This is a genomic window from Rhizobium lentis, from assembly GCF_014200175.1.
Taxonomy (GTDB): domain Bacteria; phylum Pseudomonadota; class Alphaproteobacteria; order Rhizobiales; family Rhizobiaceae; genus Rhizobium; species Rhizobium mulingense.
In genome coordinates, this window is record NZ_JACHBD010000001.1 from 159873 (window position 1) to 176797 (window position 16925).

Annotated in this window: 16 protein-coding genes and 1 pseudogene; 9 read left to right on the plus strand and 8 right to left on the minus strand. The window is 61.1% G+C overall.

Annotation, left to right across the window (positions count from 1 at the left end; translation table 11 throughout):
* The first annotated feature begins 147 nt into the window (after positions 1–147).
* The 5 genes from GGI60_RS00780 to GGI60_RS00800 all read left to right on the plus strand — a co-directional run bounded on the left by GGI60_RS00780 (position 148) and on the right by GGI60_RS00800 (position 5499).
* Positions 148–1128, plus strand: coding sequence for an ABC transporter permease (locus tag GGI60_RS00780; RefSeq protein WP_183913408.1), 981 nt, complete (start codon positions 148–150; stop codon positions 1126–1128).
* A gap of 116 nt (positions 1129–1244) precedes the next feature.
* Positions 1245–2174 carry a sugar ABC transporter substrate-binding protein gene (locus tag GGI60_RS00785; protein WP_012484069.1) on the plus strand — a complete coding sequence of 310 codons (930 nt, stop codon included), beginning with the start codon at positions 1245–1247 and terminating at the stop codon, positions 2172–2174.
* Positions 2175–2202: 28 nt separating this feature from the next.
* Entirely contained in the window at positions 2203–3681 is a 1479-nt protein-coding gene (locus GGI60_RS00790; protein WP_183913406.1) for a sugar ABC transporter ATP-binding protein, read from the plus strand.
* A 22-nt stretch (positions 3682–3703) separates the two neighbouring features.
* The gene (locus tag GGI60_RS00795) at positions 3704–4492 is read left to right on the plus strand and encodes an SDR family oxidoreductase (protein WP_183913404.1); all 789 of its coding nucleotides are present in this window, start codon (positions 3704–3706) and stop codon (positions 4490–4492) included.
* A gap of 224 nt (positions 4493–4716) precedes the next feature.
* On the plus strand, positions 4717–5499 hold the full coding sequence (locus tag GGI60_RS00800) for a glucose 1-dehydrogenase (RefSeq protein ID WP_183913402.1): 783 nt from the start codon (positions 4717–4719) through the stop codon (positions 5497–5499).
* Between the two features lie 243 nt (positions 5500–5742).
* On the opposite strand, the gene GGI60_RS00805 is transcribed toward GGI60_RS00800, so the two are convergent.
* On the minus strand, positions 5743–6510 hold the full coding sequence (locus GGI60_RS00805; protein ID WP_183913400.1) for an SDR family oxidoreductase: 768 nt from the start codon (positions 6508–6510) through the stop codon (positions 5743–5745).
* 332 nt (positions 6511–6842) lie between these two features.
* On the opposite strand from GGI60_RS00805, the gene GGI60_RS00810 reads away from it, so the two are divergent.
* From GGI60_RS00810 to mobB, 3 genes are read left to right on the plus strand one after another with little or no spacing between them, the layout of a single operon-like run.
* Positions 6843–7751, plus strand: coding sequence for a DMT family transporter (locus GGI60_RS00810; RefSeq protein WP_183913398.1), 909 nt, complete (start codon positions 6843–6845; stop codon positions 7749–7751).
* Between the two features lie 9 nt (positions 7752–7760).
* Positions 7761–8390, plus strand: coding sequence for a molybdenum cofactor guanylyltransferase MobA (gene mobA, locus GGI60_RS00815; RefSeq protein ID WP_183913905.1), 630 nt, complete (start codon positions 7761–7763; stop codon positions 8388–8390).
* Positions 8387–8908 carry a molybdopterin-guanine dinucleotide biosynthesis protein B gene (gene mobB, locus GGI60_RS00820; protein WP_183913395.1) on the plus strand — a complete coding sequence of 174 codons (522 nt, stop codon included), beginning with the start codon at positions 8387–8389 and terminating at the stop codon, positions 8906–8908. Before mobA ends, mobB begins: the two co-directional genes overlap by 4 nt.
* Positions 8909–8986: 78 nt before the next feature.
* Here the strand turns inward: mobB and GGI60_RS00825 are convergent, their stop codons facing one another.
* Together GGI60_RS00825 and GGI60_RS00830 are read right to left on the minus strand one after the other, a co-directional pair.
* Positions 8987–11134, minus strand: coding sequence for a hybrid sensor histidine kinase/response regulator (locus tag GGI60_RS00825; RefSeq protein WP_183913393.1), 2148 nt, complete (start codon positions 11132–11134; stop codon positions 8987–8989).
* Complete coding sequence (locus GGI60_RS00830; RefSeq protein WP_183913391.1) at positions 11109–12620, minus strand: ATPase domain-containing protein; 1512 nt, start codon at positions 12618–12620, stop codon at positions 11109–11111. Before GGI60_RS00830 ends, GGI60_RS00825 begins: the two co-directional genes overlap by 26 nt.
* Positions 12621–12682: 62 nt before the next feature.
* Between GGI60_RS00830 and GGI60_RS31795 the strand changes: the two are divergent.
* Positions 12683–13039: pseudogene (locus GGI60_RS31795) on the plus strand (aldo/keto reductase); the annotation flags it as partial.
* Between the two features lie 338 nt (positions 13040–13377).
* Here GGI60_RS31795 and maiA read toward each other — a convergent pair.
* From maiA to GGI60_RS00860, 5 genes are all read right to left on the minus strand, one after another.
* Positions 13378–14013, minus strand: coding sequence for a maleylacetoacetate isomerase (gene maiA / locus GGI60_RS00840; protein WP_183913903.1), 636 nt, complete (start codon positions 14011–14013; stop codon positions 13378–13380).
* 20 nt (positions 14014–14033) lie between these two features.
* Positions 14034–14171, minus strand: coding sequence for a hypothetical protein (locus GGI60_RS00845; protein WP_183913389.1), 138 nt, complete (start codon positions 14169–14171; stop codon positions 14034–14036).
* Between the two features lie 60 nt (positions 14172–14231).
* Complete coding sequence (locus tag GGI60_RS00850; protein WP_183913387.1) at positions 14232–14648, minus strand: organic hydroperoxide resistance protein; 417 nt, start codon at positions 14646–14648, stop codon at positions 14232–14234.
* Between the two features lie 192 nt (positions 14649–14840).
* Positions 14841–16163, minus strand: a complete 1323-nt coding sequence (locus GGI60_RS00855; protein ID WP_183913385.1) for an ATP-binding protein — start codon at positions 16161–16163, stop codon at positions 14841–14843.
* Complete coding sequence (locus GGI60_RS00860) at positions 16160–16900, minus strand: response regulator (protein ID WP_183913382.1); 741 nt, start codon at positions 16898–16900, stop codon at positions 16160–16162. Before GGI60_RS00860 ends, GGI60_RS00855 begins: the two co-directional genes overlap by 4 nt.
* Between the last annotated feature and the right edge of the window lie 25 nt (positions 16901–16925).

Here is a 16925-nt window from a genome sequence, read left to right on the forward strand (position 1 = left end):
CTTTAGACGCGAAGCCCGGCGACGCCGTGTTTGAACAAATCCTGTTGACAGACGAAAAGCAAGTTGTTAATGAATTTTCCAGCAATAGTGAATAATTATTCTTGCTTGCACAAATATCGGATACAAGCCTAGGCATAGGGAGGAGCAATGGTGGCGCTCGATATCAATGAACAAAGGCTTTCGTCCGGCGCTTGGCTCGGTAAGCTCAAGGGAGCCACCGGTCCGCTCGTGGGATTGCTCGCGCTGTGCATCTTTCTGAGCTTCAGCACAGACACGTTTCTTTCGGTTCGAAACGGTCTCAATATCCTCGACCAGATCACCGTCCTCGGCATCATGGCGGTTGGAATGACGTTCGTCATCCTGATCGGCGGCATCGATCTCTCCGTTGGCTCCGCACTCGCCCTGGCGATGATGGTCATGGGCTGGACGGCCAACGTCGCCGGTCTGCCGCTGCCCGTGGGGATCGCCTTTGCCCTGATCGCTTCGGCTATTTCAGGCCTTATCGTCGGGCTTCTGGTGACGCAGTTCAGGGTTCCAGCCTTCATCGCCACGCTTGCGATGATGTCGGCGGCGCGCGGCGTTGCGAACATGATCACCGACGGCCAGCAGATCGTCGGCTTTCCCGACTGGTTCATGATGCTGGCGATCGATCGTCATTTCGGCGTCATGACTGCCACGGTCTTCCTCATGCTCGCGGTCGTTCTTGCGGCATGGCTCTTCCTGCACTTCCGCTCCGAAGGCCGCATGCTCTATGCGGTGGGCGGCAACGCCGAAGTCGCGCGCCTGGCAGGCATCAACGTTCCGCTGGTGACCATAGCCGTCTATGTCGTGAGCGCCGTCCTTGCCGGGCTCGCAGGCATCGTGCTCGCCGCCCGCCTGGATTCCGTCCAGCCCTCCAGCGGCCTGGGTTATGAGCTGGACACCATCGCCGCGGTCGTTATCGGCGGCACGTCGCTCTCCGGCGGCGCGGGCGGCATCGGGGGAACGCTGATCGGTGTGCTGATCATCGGCGTGCTTCGCAACGGCCTCAACCTTCTCAACGTCTCGCCCTTCCTGCAGCAGGTGATCATCGGGATCGTCATCGTGCTCGCGGTCGGCGCAGAGACCATTCGTCGGCGTCGCGCCTGACGCGCATGCTCCGCCGCGTTGGCGGACACGGAATTCCGTCCCGGAAATTCGGGGCGGATCAATAACCCCAGGGGGAGGACATACCCTAGGGTCCATCAAACAACGGAGGAACTTCAATGAAAATTGCGCGCACCATGCTCGCGTCCGCTGCACTGCTCGGTCTCATGCTCGGTCCCGTACACGCGGCGGAACTGAAGAAGCTTGGCCTAGCCGTTGCCAACCTTCAGGCAAACTTCTTCAACCAAATCAAGCAATCGGTCGAGGCCGAAGCCAAGAAGCGCGGCATCGAAGTCATCACGGTCGACGCGAAGGGCGACGGGCCGACGCAGGTCAACCAGATCCAGGATCTTCTGACCCAGAAGATCGACGCGCTGATCTACATTCCGGCAGGTGCGGCAGCGGCGACCGTTCCGGTCAAGCTGGCGAAGAACGCCGGCATTCCGGTCGTCAACGTCGACCGCAACGCCGAGGGCGCGCCGGGCGATACTTTCCTTGCAACGGATTCCGTCGCATCGGCCAAGGCAGTGTGCGACTACATTCTGAAGGAAGCCGGCGGCAAGGGTAAGATGGTCATCATCCATGGCCAGAAAGGCACCACCCCGGAAGTCGATCGCTCGAAGGGCTGCGGTGAATCGCTCAAGGCCTATCCTGATGTGAAGGTTGTCGCCGAGCAATATTCGAACATCTGGAGCCAGGACGAAGGCTTCCAGATCATGCAGAATATGCTGCAGGCAAACCCCGACGTCTCGATCGTCTTCGCACAGGCCGATGGCCTCGCGCTTGGCGCCGCTCAGGCGATCAAGGTCGCAAATCCCTCGCAGAAGATCGTGGTCGGCGGCTTCGATGGGGATACCGCGGCTCTTGAAGCGCTCAGCAAGGGCGTCTTCAACGTGACGGCGACGCAGCAGACGCAGAAAATGGGCCGCGATGCAGTCGAAAACGCCGCCAAGCTTGTCGCCGGTGAAAAAGTACCGCCGGTACAGCTCTTGGATGCCACGCTGACAACCAAGGAAAACGTCGCAGGCTTCATCGCCAACCATCCGTAATGATGTCGAGGTCTTGAGGAGGTGTGTCGTGACTGATCCAGTTCTTTCCCTGAGGGGCATATCCAAGTGGTATGGGCCGCTCCAGGTGCTGAAGAATGTCAGCCTGGACGTCTATCCCGGTGAAGTGGTGGCACTTCTCGGTGAAAACGGAGCGGGCAAGTCGACGCTGTCAGGCATCATTGCCGGTTCACGCACACCCTCCGAGGGTTCGATGACATGGTTGGGGCAGCCTTATGCCCCGACCACCCCACGCGAAGCGATCGACAAGGGCGTTGTCCTGATCCATCAGGAACTGCAGCTTCTGCCGCAACTGTCGATCGCCGAAAACGTCTTCATCGGACGCTGGCCGATGAAGAACGGCGTCGTCGACCGGGCTCAGATGGTTCGCCGGGCTCAGGACCAGCTCGCGCGTTTGAACCTTCATATACCGGCCACACGGATGGTCGCCGGCCTTTCCACGGCAAATCAACAGCTCATCGAAATCGCCAAGGCGCTGGCTCTCAACGCCAAGCTCCTGATCCTCGATGAACCGACAGCCGCCCTCGGCGGCGCGGAGACGGAAGCTCTGTTCGAGCAGGTTCGCAAGCTTCGCTCGGAAGGTGTCGGCATCGTCTACATCTCCCACCGCATGGAAGAGATCAAGCAGATCACCGACCGGATCGTCGTTCTTCGCGATGGGGAGCGGGTGCAGGAATTCTCAGACAGCGCCACCCCGGTGCGAACGATTGTCGAGAGCATGGTCGGACGCCCGCTTGATCGCCTGTTCCCTACCCTCCCAGTTCCGAGGGACCGCCCGGTCCTTGAGGTATCAGGGCTGAGCTCGCCTGATGACTCTTTCCGCGACGTTAACTTCAAGGTGCGGGCCGGAGAAATTCTCGGCATCGCCGGACTGGTCGGTGCCGGCCGCACCGAAATGGTGCGTGCAATTGCGGGAGCGGATCCGATCAGTGCAGGCTCAATCAAGCTGGAAGGCGAGGAACTCAGGTTGCGCGACCCGGCCGACGCGATCGCCAAAGGCATCGTGATGGTTCCGGAAGACCGCAAGGAGCAGGGCCTGATCGTCGGGCACCGGATCAGCGAGAACATTATCTACGCCAATCTGGACAAACTCGGCGGCGGCTGGATTACGCCGCGCATCAAGCGCTCCTTCGCGGAAAAGGCAGTTGCCAGGTTCGGCGTCAAGGGCCGAGCCGAGCAGTACGCCTCCGATCTTTCCGGCGGCAACCAGCAGAAGGTCGTCATCGCGAAGTGGCTCTTGCGCGAGCCCAAGGTCGTGGTCCTCGATGAACCGACGCGAGGCATCGACGTCGGCGCCCGCGCGGGCATCTACGACATAATCGTCGACCTTGCCAAACAGGGTGTGGCGGTCATCGTCGTCAGCTCGGACCTCGAGGAAGTTCTCGGCATTTCCAATCGCATTCTCGTGCTTGCCCAGGGCAAGCAGGCAGGCATCCTCGATCGTGACCAGGCGAATGACGTCTCGGTCATGGAGCTAGCGACCATCTAAACAGACAGAGAAAGGAAGAGCGGTGTCCGACATCACTCTGAACGCCCCGAAGCTTTTCGACCTAAGCGGCCAGGTTGCCATCGTAACCGGTGCCGGGAGCGGCATCGGGCAGCGCATTGCCATCGGCCTTGCGCAATGCGGCGCTGATGTGGCGCTGCTCGACCGTCGAACCGACGATGGACTGGCCAAGACCGCCGAACTTATTCGCGCCGCCGGCCGCCGCTCGATCGAGATCGCTGCCGATGTCACAAACAAATCCTCACTTGCTGATGCAGTCGCACGAACCGAAGCGAACCTCGGCGCCTTGACGTTGGCCGTCAACGCTGCAGGCATCGCCAATGCGAACCCGGCGGAAGATATGGAAGAGGATCAATACCAGACGTTGATGGATATCAACCTGAAGGGCATATTCCTTTCCTGCCAGGCCGAGGCCCGCGCCATGCTGAAGAATGGACGCGGCTCCATCGTCAACATCGCCTCCATGTCGGGCGTCATCGTCAACCGGGGCCTCAGCCAAGCGCATTACAACGCCTCCAAGGCGGGCGTGATTCATATGTCGAAATCAATGGCGATGGAATGGGTCGGCCGCGGCATTCGCGTCAACACCATCTCCCCCGGCTATACGGCAACGCCCATGAACACCCGTCCGGAGATGGTTCATCAGACCAAGCTTTTCATAGAGCAGACACCGATGCAACGCATGGCAACGGTCGACGAGATGGTCGGTCCGGCGGTGTTCCTGCTGTCGAATGCGGCAAGTTTCGTGACCGGCGTCGATCTTCTCGTCGATGGCGGTTTCTGCTGCTGGTGATGCGATCAGAACGCTGATTTTAGGACTTGAACCGATCTCGCTTCCTCCCTGGCTGAGATCGAGGCGCTGAAGGGACCAACGGGCAAGACGGCGCGATATCGTCGTCCGCCCGCCTTCCCGCCGATGGAACAAGCTGAGGCCACGGCGCCGTCATTGGCGCTCAAGACTGCGCGAACTCGTTCAGCGGATTGCCGTCTCCCGAGAGATATCTGAAAGGAAAGAGGATGAAACGCTTCGAAAACAAGACTGTCGTCATCACCGGCGCCAGCCGCGGCATCGGCGCCGCCATCGCCAGGCGCTTTGCGCACGAAGGCGCCAATCTCGTGGTCTCGGCCAATGAGGATCTGGTCCACGGTGTTGCCGAAGCGATCAGGGCCGACGGCGGCAAGGCGATCCCCTTCATCGGCGATGTTACCGACAAGGCGAGCGTCAAGGCGCTTTACGACGCCGCCGAAACTGAATTCGGCGCCGTCGACGTCTCGATCCAGAACGCCGGCGTCATCACCATAGCCCGCATCGAGGACATGACCGAAAAAGAATGGGACAAGGTCATGGCCGTCAACACCAAGGGCGTCTTCCTCTGCGCCCAGGAGGCTATCGCAAGGATGCGCAAGCACAAGCGCGGCGGCCGCATCATCAACACCGCCTCCGGCCAGGCCCGCGACGGCTTCATCTACACCCCGCACTACGCCGCCTCGAAAATGGGCGTCGTCGGCATCACCCAGAGCCTCGCCAAGGAAGTCGCGACCGAAAACATCACTGTCAACGCCTTCTGCCCCGGCATCATCGAAACCGATATGTGGGCCTATAACGACCAGGCCTGGGGCAAACTGCTGGGCAACTACGCCGCCGGCGAACTGATGAAGGAATGGGTCGAAGGCATCCCGATGAAACGCGCCGGATCCGGCGAAGACGTCGCCGGGCTGGTCACCTTCCTCGCCAGCGACGACGCCGCCTACATCACCGGCCAGACGATCAATGTCGACGGCGGGTTGATTATGTCGTAGGTCGGCTTGGGCGGCACCGAAGCTGAATGGAAGATTTGACCTGAGCAGGCATCTGCCTTTCGCTTGCCGCTCAAGGCGTTCGTCGCTGGCGCTCCTCACCTCATCTCCCCGAAGGGGGAGAAAGGAGCGAGGCCCCTGCCACGAGTCCCTTCTCCCCAGCGGGGAGAAGATGCCGGCAGGCAGATGAGGGGCCGCACGGCACATCTTTCATTGCCTGGCCAAAATGAACGCCCCTCACCCATCCTACGTCCGGCTGATCGAAACCCCGCCATCCGCCAGCATCGCCGTCCCCGTCACGAAGCTCGCCATATCGGACGCCAGAAACAACGCCGCATTGGCGATCTCTTCCGGCTGTGCCATGCGCTTCAGCGCATGCAGCCCCTCGACGAAGGCGAGCAGATCTGGCGTCGCATCAGGCGCATTGGTGATGCTGGCCGGCGTGTCGGTGCCGCCGGGAAGCAGGGCATTGACGCGGATGTTCTGCCGCCCGAGTTCGGCGGCGAGCACCTGCACGAAGCCGATCAGCCCCGCCTTGCTCGCCGCATAGGCGGCCATGCCGGGCATGCCGGCGGTGTGACCGACGAAGGTGGAGGTGAAGATCAGCGATCCGCCACCTTGTCCCATCGCTGCCGATTGATGTTTGGCGCCGAGGAAGGCGGCGGTGAGATTGGTCTCGAGCGTCTCGCGCCAGCCGCCCAGCGACAGCCCGGCGACCGGCCCCATCTCTCCGAGGATGCCGGCATTGTTGAAGCCGATGTCGAGCCGGCCGAAGCGCGAGACTGCCGTATCGGCAAGCCTTGCCTGCAGCGCCTCTTCCCTGACGTCGCCCGATATCGCGACGGCCTGCCCGCCCTCCGCCTCGATTTCGGCGACGACGGCATCGAGCGCCGCCTGTCGCCTTCCGGTGACCACGAGCTTCGCACCCTCCCGCGCAAAGAGTTTCGCCGCCGCGCGGCCGATGCCGGAGCTTGCGCCGGTGATGATTGCGACCTTGTCGTTCAGAAGTGTCATGTCCGTTTCTCCTCAGTTGTCGAGGCATCCCAAATCTCAAACATCAGGCGACGCAGCCACCCGTTTCCCGCGCGGACAAACAAAAGCCGTCGACAGTCGATGCTTTCGGGTGGTGATCAACTCAATCGCCGACGGAGGAAGGTGCCTCGTTCGCCGCATTGAAAATTCGTGTTGTAAAATGCTGATTTGCGGGCCTTTCCAATGCGTGCCTGCCGCGACGTAAGTGCCATTGTGCGTTGCATCATCGATTTATCCCGGGTGTGACATTCATCCGATTCCCTTCATGGTTCTTCCCGACTAAGAAGGGTCGCACAGGTAAAGGGAATCTCTTCATGCCGCGGTCACGCAATACTGAGGGCGCCATCTATATGAGCATGGCGATGGCCGGCTTTTCCGCGAGCGATGCTCTCTCCAAATCGGTTGTCGCCTATATGAACGCCGGTGAGATCATGTTCCTGCGCGGCCTCTTCACCAGCCTGCTCGTTTATCTGATCGCCAGAAAGATGGGAGCCCTGCGCTCCTGGCGCGTCGTGCGGCAGCCGATCATCATCCTCCGCATCGTTTGCGAGATGTTCTCCGCCGTCACCTATATCACCGCACTCGGCATGATGCCGATTGCCAATGCCTCGGCGATCCTGCAGTCGCTGCCGCTGGTCGTCACCTTTGGCGCCGCGCTCTTCTTCAACGAGCCCGTCGGCTGGCGGCGCTGGTCGGCGATCCTCGTCGGCCTCGTCGGCGTGATGATCATTATCCGTCCCGGCCCGGAAGGTTTTACCGCCGCCGCCCTCCTCTGCGTCGGCGCGGTCCTGACGACGGCCGGCCGCGATCTCGCCACCCGCTCGATCGATCCGGAGATTCCCTCGCTGATGATCACCGTCATCACAGCCATTTCCATCTCCTTCTTCGGCGCCTTGCTCATCCCGGTGCTCGGCGGCTGGCAGCCGGTCAGCGCCACGTCGCTCGGGCATCTGCTGCTCGCCTCGGTGCTGGTGCTCGTCGGCTACCAGTCGGTCATTCTCGCCATGCGCACCGGCGAAATCTCCTTCGTCGCGCCGTTCCGCTACACCAGCCTGATCTTTTCCTCGCTGCTCGGCTTTTTCTTCTTCGCCGAAGTGCCGGACAGCTGGACGCTCCTGGGCGCTGCGATCGTAATCGCTTCCGGCCTCTATACGTTCTATCGTGAAGCCAAGCGCCGGGTCCCGCCGATCGCGCAGGAATCCGCGCCGCGCTCACCGGTTTGAGGCAGGATGATGACGGAGTTCTCGCTCGACAGATTCGATATAGCAGGCATCGTGCTGGCCGGCGGCCGCTCACAGCGCATGGGCCGCGACAAGGCGAGCGTGATGCTCGGAACCGAGAGCCTGTTGCACCATGTCCTCAGCCGCCTCGCGCAGCAGGTCGCCGCCGTCGCCGTCAACGCCGATGTCTCCGCAGAAGATGTGCCTGTCGTCCCCGACCGTTTTCCCGGCAAGGCCGGGCCTTTGGCCGGCATCCATGCGGCCATGCTCTATGCCGCCGGCCTTCCCGCGATCACCCATGTCGTCACCGTCTCGGTTGATTGCCCGTTCTTCCCGGCCGATCTCGTCGCCCGGCTGGCGGCAGCGATCGAACGCCCGTCGCAGATCGCCATCGCGGCGTCCGAAGGCCGTAGCCATCCCGTCTTCGGGCTCTGGCCGCTGACGCTCGCTGCCGATCTCGAAGCCTGGATCGCCACCGACGAGAAACGCCGCGTACGCGACTTCCTGTTACGGCATGACGTTACGGAAGTGGCGTTTCCGCTGCATCCGACCCGCGCCAGCCTGCTCGATCCCTTCTTCAACATCAATACCCCGGACGATCTTGTCGAGGCGCAACGCTGGCTGGAGGCCCTTCGCGCATGACCGCACCCAAAATCTTCGGCATCGCCGGCTGGAAGAATTCAGGCAAGACGGGGCTCGCCGTCCGGCTGGTGACGGAGTTTACGCGCCGCGGCTACAGGATCTCGACGATCAAACACGCCCATCATGATTTCGACATCGACAAGGTCGGCGCCGACAGCTACCGCCACCGCCAGGCTGGCGCCCACGAGGTCACCATCGTCTCCGGCACGCGTTACGCCATCATGCATGAGCTCCGCGGCGCGCCGGAACCCGAGTTCGAGGAAATTCTCGCACGGCTTGCTCCCTGCGATCTCGTGCTGATCGAAGGCTACAAGCGCGAGCCAATCCCGAAGATCGAGGCTCGTCGCCTGGAGGCCGCCAATCGCGAACCGCTGGCGCCGAGCGATCCTCATATCTGCGCGATCGCTGCCGATCACGCCGTATCAGATACGTCCCTGCCCGTCTTCAGTCTAGATGATACAGGTGCCATCGCTGATTTCATCGCCGTGGCCGTTGGCCTTGGACCGCCTGCCGAATGACACCGCCACCGGAACCGATTTGGGGTGACGCTGCACCCGAGTCGATTTGCGGATGACAATATGCAGCGATTAAATGTGCTACAGCGTCCTTTGCGCGTCGGAAAAGACGTGTGGCGCTGTTGGGTCTGAGCCGCCTGCGCCGCTCGCGGATCTGAGAACCGGAGCACTTCCGCTTGCCATTGCCTTAGCGATTTCCTTGGTAAGTTGAGCCTGATTATAGGGCTTTCCCAATCTCGGAAGATCGAAATCGGTGCCAGCAGGAAGATCGGCGTAACCTGTCGCCAGCAGGATCGGCAACTCTGGATCAATCTCCCTAGCGGCGTGGGCGAGCTGTTCGCCGGTCATGCCGGGCATTGAATAATCGGTGATGACAAGATCGAAATGCTGACCGCTCCTGATCAGTTCCAGCGCCTGCGAGCCGGAATTTGCTTCGACGACCTCGTGGCCGAGATCTTCAAGCATGTCGACCGAACTCATGGCGATCAACGCGTCGTCATCGACCAGGAGAATCTTCAGTCTGGATGCAGCTTGCTCAATTGCCACCTCCGATCCGGCTGGCTCCTCGGGGCGCCACGCGGTCGCCGGAAGCCATAACTCGGCAGTCGTTCCTAACCCAGGCTCGCTTCTCAGGCGAAGTGCGCCATTGAGCTGAACCGCGAGTCCGTGGATCATCGATAACCCCAGGCCCGTGCCCTTTCCGACTTCTTTAGTGGAGAAAAATGGTTCGACTGCCTTCTTCAGCGTCACCGCATCCATGCCGATGCCGCTGTCGGCCACCCCCAACACCACATAGCTTCCGTCGCCGAGATCACTTTTATCGCCGGAAACATGTTCCTCTCGCAGCGAAATTGACAGCGTCCCCCCCTCCGGCATCGCGTCACGGGCATTGACCACAAGGTTGAGCAAGGCCAGTTCGAGCTGGTTCGCGTCGACCAGGGCCGGCGGCAGGGTCGCCGGCAGGATGGTTTCGACCCTGATCGAGGATCCTACCGAGCGTCGCAGGAGGTCGTTCATGCCTGAGACCAGCTCGGCCAGATCAACGGGCTTGACTTGCAGATCCTGCTGTCTGGCGAAGGCCAGCAGCCGTTGTGTCAGTGCCGCCCCGCGCCGCGCGCCCTGAAGCGCGCCGTCGACCAGACGCGTCGCCTTGGCATCTCCGGCCACGTGTTTGCCAAGCAATTCCAAATTTCCGAGAACGACCATCAACAAATTGTTGAAGTCGTGTGCGACGCCGCCGGTCAACTGACCGATCGCCTCCATTTTCTGCGATTGGCGAAGTTGCTCCTCAGCTCTTTCGCGCTGCGCGACTTCCTCCAGTAGCGTCTGGTGGGCGGCGTTGACCTCCCTGGTTCGTTCCCTCACACGCTCTTCGAGGTTTTCATTAAGCCGCCTCAGATTTTCCTCAATGGCTTTCCGAGCGGTGGTATCGGAGCAGACGCCGACGAGCTTCCTGGCCGAACCATATCTGTCGGTATAGAGCTGCGCATGAACTTCGGTCCAATGCAGTGATCCATCCGGCCAGATCGTCCTGTGCTCGATCGAATAATCACGTCCGGTATTGATCGTCCGACGCAGGCGCGCCAGCACAAGATCCCGGTCGTCTGGGTGGATGCTTGCGATGAGATCGTCGCGCGTGAGATCGTCGTCGGCATCTCGGCCGAAGATTGCTTTGCAGGTCGCCGAGGCGGACAGAGCCATCGACGAGAGCGCCAGTTCCCACGCCCCGAGACGACCGGCGGCGAGCGCAGTCTGCAACCGTCGCTCTCCCTCGCCCAGCGCCTCGAGCTGAGCTCGCGCCTCATATTGGCGCAAGCGCCCCTTCAATGCGGTACGGGCAATGCTGATGAAGGAGGTTGCATGAAACGGCCTTTCCAAGAAGGTGACGTTGCCAAGAACCTCCGAGAGCCTAGCGGCGGCGGGATTTCGCTCGGGCCCGCCTCCACGCATGGTAAGCACGATGAACGGCAGGTCTGACCAGCTCGGCTGAGCCGAAACCCATGCCGCTATCGGCCTGAGATCTGTCGAACGAACGGCCTCTTCTGTCAGGACGCCAAGTGCGACGTCATCGCCGAGCGACGACGCGAACATAGCCAGGTCGGCGGCAGCAATTGGTGCCAATCCGGCCTCTTCGATTAACGATCCCGCCACCCAAGCATCGCGACCGGCAGGAGTGTATATCAATGCTTTCGGTTTTTCGGAGCTAGGAATTGCCGCGATCCCCGTCAACTGTCGACAGGAGCGGCGCTGAGGTCGTCACGAATTCGGGAACGCCGCGAAGCACACCTTGGAACCCGACCAGAGGGTCCCCGAAAGTCAGCCCGGAGCTGTCTATACGATACTCCCGGATGGTATCCTCGTGCAGCCCTGTTCTCTTCTTGATTACGGAGACTGCTCGCCTCACCCTTCCCGCAGCCTCGAAATAACGCAGCAGAATGACTGTGTCCGCTAGATAGGTGACGTCGACCGGCGCCTTCATGTCGCCGACAAGCCCATGCTGCGCAACGGTAAGGAAGGTATTGGCACCTTGCCTGTTCAAATATTGAAGCAACTCATGCATGTGAAGGATCAGCGAGTTTTCATCCGGCATGGATGCTTGATAGCCATTGATGCTATCGATGATGACGGTCTTGGCATTCGTCTTGTCCACGCAATCGCGAACGCGATGCGCGAATTCACCTGGCGACAGTTCAGCGGCGTCGAGCTGTTCGATATGAATAAGACCGCTGCTCCTTAACGTCTCGAGATCCATTCCCAAAGACTTTAGCCGCGTAAAGAGCAGACCAAGCTCCTCGTCGAAGATGAAGGCCGCCGCCTTCTCGCCACGCGCGACCGCCGCGACCAAGAATTGAAACGAGAAAGTACTCTTGCCGGTACCGGCTGGACCGAGGATGAGCGTGCTGGAACCTCTTTCCAAGCCCCCGCCCAGCAGAAGGTCCAGTTCCGGGATATTCGAGGATATTTCATCGCGGACGTAAGTTGACCGATGTTCGGCGGCAACGAGACGTGGAAAAACAACAACACCGCCCGTTTGAATGGTGAAGTCATGGAAGCCGCCGCGGAAGGCTTGCCCGCGGTACTTCGTGATCCTGAGCCGTCGGCGCTCGGCACCATAGGTCGGCGCCATCTCCTCGAGATGGATGACGCCGTGCACGACGCTGTGCACCGTTTTGTCAAGCACGTCGGACGTCAGATCATCGAGCAGAAGGACTGTCGCCCCCTGGCGGGCAAAATAGTGCTTGAGCGCCAGGATCTGCCGCCGGTAGCGCAGCGAGCTTTGCGCGAGCAGCCGGATCTCCGACAGGCTGTCGAGAACCACACGACTTGGCTTGACCCGCTCGAATGCGGCAAAGATCTCCTTTGTCGTCTCTCCGAGTTCCAGGTCTGATGAATAGAGCAAGCTCTGCTGCTGGTCGGCATCCAACAAGCTTTCCGGAGGAACGACTTCAAAGACCTCGATATGGCCGTCGATCACCATACCGTGCGATGCGGCACCTGCACGAAGCTCGCTCTCGGTTTCGGAAAGGGTGATGTAGAGCCCCTGCTCGCCAAGTCGAGCACCCTCGATCAGAAATTGCAGCGCAATCGTTGTCTTTCCCGCCCCGGGGTTTCCCTCCAGGAGAAACACGTGCCCCGGCGAAAGACCACCTGCCAGAATTGTATCTAAACCGGACACTCCGGTACGGGCTTTCATGGCAGGCACGACTGTATTCATTCATTGTTTCCTTCAGTTTATACTGGAATTAGTGGCGACAAACGGAATGTCAAATGGTCGACAGGGGCTTTCTGAGCGGCCCGATTGAAAAACGACCAAACTCGACAGCAAGGATGTCCGCCATTTCGGTCCGCTCTTTTTCTGGAGGCGCCAAAGGCAACCAAGCGCTGGTCGATCGTCTCGGAGAATCGCCGCGGGCAAAAAGGCAAGCTCCGCCCAAATCGCTCTCGCATGGGTGCTGGCGCACAAGCCCTGATCGCGCCAATCCCGGGACGACCAAGCTGCACGGCCTCAAGGAAAAAATTCAATCCGCCGCGGTCGAGCTAAGCGCTAAGGACCTTGCCGAAAGCGCGCTGGCCACCATCAAGGTCGAAGGCGATCGTTACCCTCCGCATCTGCAGGCAAGGGTCACCCGCTAAGCAAAGTCCTTCCGTCATCCTCGGGCTTGCCCACTGCTGTCCGGTTTAGCAAAAGCGGTTGCGGAAGTTTCCGAGACTTGCAGTAGATGTGCCGCTTTACTGTTTTGACTTATTATTTTCGCGATAAGACGAATGCTGGCGGGTGGCATCGGCGTCGCAGAGAGTTCCGAGGCGAAATTATGCCGAGCCTTCTGTGCCTACATTACGCACCGTAAAGTAGACACTAATTTCCCCATAACCCTTTGGAAAGGATTTCAACCGGACAGTAGTGGCACAAGGCCGAGGGTGACGTCGTGTGGAGAATGAAATACTTTTCGGCTGCGTCTTCACCAATCAGATCATTTCCTCGGCGCAGGCGCATTCTCACGAAAAGCCGGTATCGTCTCCAGCTTGGTGACGATCTCAGCGATATTTGGCCACCGGGCAAGGTCGAAGCCCATGCGTCGGGCGCTGACCGCCTGCGGAAAGAGGAAGATGTCGGCTATGCCAGGCCTGTCTCCGACGGCGAAAGTGCCATTCCTGCGGCCGGCAATCATCGTCTCGACCGCGGCCATTCCCTCGCCGACCCAATGACGGCTCCAGGCGGCAACGGCGTCGGCATCGGCTTGGAAGGCAGCCTTCAGATGCAGGCCGATCCGCGGCGGCAGCAGCGCGTGGATTTCGGCTGCGACCGCAAGCGCGATCGAACGGGCCTGCGCCCTGCCTTCAGCCGTATCGGGCAGCAGCGGCGGCTCCGGCTGAACCTCATCGAGATATTCGACAATCGCCAGCGATTGGGTGATGAGGACACCGCCATCCGTCAGCAAGGCCGGCACCAGCCCCTGCGGGTTGACGCTGCGATAGCTGGCCTGCCGGCTCTCGGCATCTTCTCCGAGAATGCTCACCGGCAGCGCCTCTGCCGTCAGCCCCTTGAAGGCCAGCGCGATCCGGACCCTCGAGGTCGCGGAAGAAATTTCGTTCTGGTAGAGTTTCACTGTCATTCTCCCTGCTAAATTCAGAAAAGCGGTTGCTCAACCGCGAAGGCCGCCGTGACAAGGCCCGCAAGCGGCGATGGTTCGTGCGAGCTGATGTCGTAGATACAGGGGGCGGCGAAGACCGCAGATGCCAGAACGCAGATAATCATCAATCTCATTGGACCCTCCATCGGCGAAGCCCGGCCGGGCCTCGCCCTGTTTCCTCTCCGCTGCCGCCTTCAGGCAATGCTCAGCTCGACATGGATATTTCCGCGTGTCGCCTTCGAATACGGGCAGGTCCGGTGCGCCTCGTCGACAAGCGCCTTGGCGACATCCGGCTCGATGCCGGGCAGGCTGACCTTCAGCCGGGCCTGCAGAAAATAATCGCCGTCCGTCGTCCCGAGATCGACTTCGGCATTCACCGCAGTCTCCGCGGGAAGCCTGATCTTCAGCTTGCCGGCGGCAATGCCCATCGCGCCGATGAAGCAGGCGGACCAGCCGGCGGCGAAAAGCTGCTCGGGATTGGTGCCGAGCCGCGCGCTGCCGGGAGGCGAGAGCTTGATGTCGAGCTGGCCGTCGTCGCTTTGCGAAGCGCCGTCGCGCCCGCCGGTGGTGTGGGTCTTGCCGGTATAGAGAACCTGTTCGATATTTGTCATGGGAACACTCCGTAGATTGGCCGCAGAACGCGAGGAGATCACTGCTGCGACCGGGTTGACGAAGTGAGTTTTGACCGGCCGATATATCCTGCATGTTTCCAAAATCGACCGAAATGTCACAAAACGTAGCATCCGGTATCCGGGACATTCTTGTATACAAAACCGCCGGAAAAACCCCCGGTAACCCTGCGGTCACTGCAGGGTGACTTCCGCCGCAAGCCCGCCACCGGCGCGATTGTATAGCCGCAGCGAACCACCGATCTTGGCCGTCAGCTGCTGGGCGATCGCAAGGCCAAGCCCCGTGCCGCCGGTCTCGCGGTTGCGGGATTGCTCCAGCCGAAAGAACGGCTGCATGGCTGCTTCCAGCATATCGTCCGGTATTCCGGGCCCGCGGTCCATGACCGATATGACGACATGCTGTTCCGCGTCATGCCCGACGCTGATCTCGGCAGAGCCTGCAAATTTCAGGGCATTGTCGATGAAGTTCGACAGGATGCGGCGAAGGGCATGCGGCTTGGTGAAGGCGGCGCCCTCAACCAGCCCGACGACTTTGACGGCTTTCCCGGTGTCCTGATAGTCGTAAGCTATGCTGTCAATGAACGAGGAGAGATCGATGCGGGCGTTCTTCTCCCCGCTGCCGTGGGCGCTGCGCGCATAGGCTATGCCGTCCTGCACGAGGCGCTGGATCTCGGCGAGATCACTCACCAGCTTGTCCTTCTCGGGCGAATCCTCCGCCATATCGGCGCGCAGTCGCATGCGGGTGATCGGCGTTTGCAGGTCATGGGAAATCGCCGCCAGTATCTGGACCCGCTCTTCGAGATAATGGGCGATCCTCTCCCGCATCGCATTGAACGCCCTCGCCGCATGCGCGACTTCGCTCGGCCCCGCCTCGCTCAAAGCGGGACCATCCTTGTCAGGATCGAGCGCATCTGCGGCAGCCGCCAGCCTTCCGAGCGGCCGGATCGCCAGGCGCACCGCAAACCAGGTGCACAGGATGAGGAGCGCCATCTGGACGGCAAAGACATAGGGCAGCCATTCCGCGATCGGCATGACGCCCCTCGGCGTCACATCGATCGTGAGCGGGCTGCCGTCGCTCAGCATCAGATGCGCCTGCAGCCGGTTCACCCCGCCCGGTATCCGTTCGATCCGGATCGGGAAGCGGTGCCCGACGGCCGCCTCGATCTTTCCCGCGATCTCCCTGCCCTTGCTCGAGGCGTCGGGCACACCGGCCAAGCCAGGCCCAAGTTCGAATCGGTAGTTGCCGCGGCTCAACCAGTCCACAAGGTCGCCGCGCTCGGCCGCCGGGAGCCGGTCGAGAACGGCAATCGATGTTGCAACGTCGTTCTCGAGCGTGCCGAGCATCACCGCCTTGGCCGACATGTAGCGCTCCATGTAGAGAACGCTGAAGGAAAGCCCGTAGGCGAAGGCCAGGCCGACCAGCAGGATGAGAAAGATCCTCGATCGCAGCGTTCTCGGCCACATCAGGCCAGGCAGCATGGCGACCGCACTCCTCATTGCCGCGGCTCCGAAATTTCGACCGGAACCGAGAAGACATAGCCTTCGCTGCGCACCGTCTTGATGTAGGTGGGTTCGCGCGCATCGTCTCCCAGCCGCTGCCGCAGGCGGCTGACCAATAGATCGATCGAGCGATCGAAGAGCTCGGCGTCGCGCCCCTGCGTCAGGCTCAGAAGCTGATCGCGATTGAGGACCCGCTGCGGATGGTCGATGAAGACACGCAGCAGGCGGTATTCGGCGCCGCTCAGTGCAATCGCCGTCCCTTCCTTGTCCAAGAGGTGGCGAGCAACCGTGTCGAGCCGCCAATCGCCGAAGGTCAGCAATTGTCCCGCCTCGCTGATCTGCAGGTTGGGCGGCAGCATGCGCGTGCGCCGCAGCACCGCCTTAATGCGGGCGAGAAGCTCGCGCGCTGCGAACGGCTTGGCGAGATAGTCGTCGGCGCCCATCTCCAGCCCGAGGATCCTGTCCATCTCGTCGGTGCGGGCCGTCAGCATCAGGACCGGGATTGCCTTGTGCCGCCCGCCGCGCAGTTCGCGGCACAGCACCAGACCGTCATCGCCGGGCATCATCACGTCGAGCACGATAAGGTCGACTGAATTGGAGTCCAGAAAACTGCGCATCTGGCGGCCGTCCGCGGCAACGCTGGTCCTGAGGCCATTCTTCTGCAGATAGCCCGAAACCAGCTCGCGGATTTCGCGATCGTCGTCGACGATCAGGACGTGATCGACATGATCCATATTTGCCTATTCCTCAACGATATGG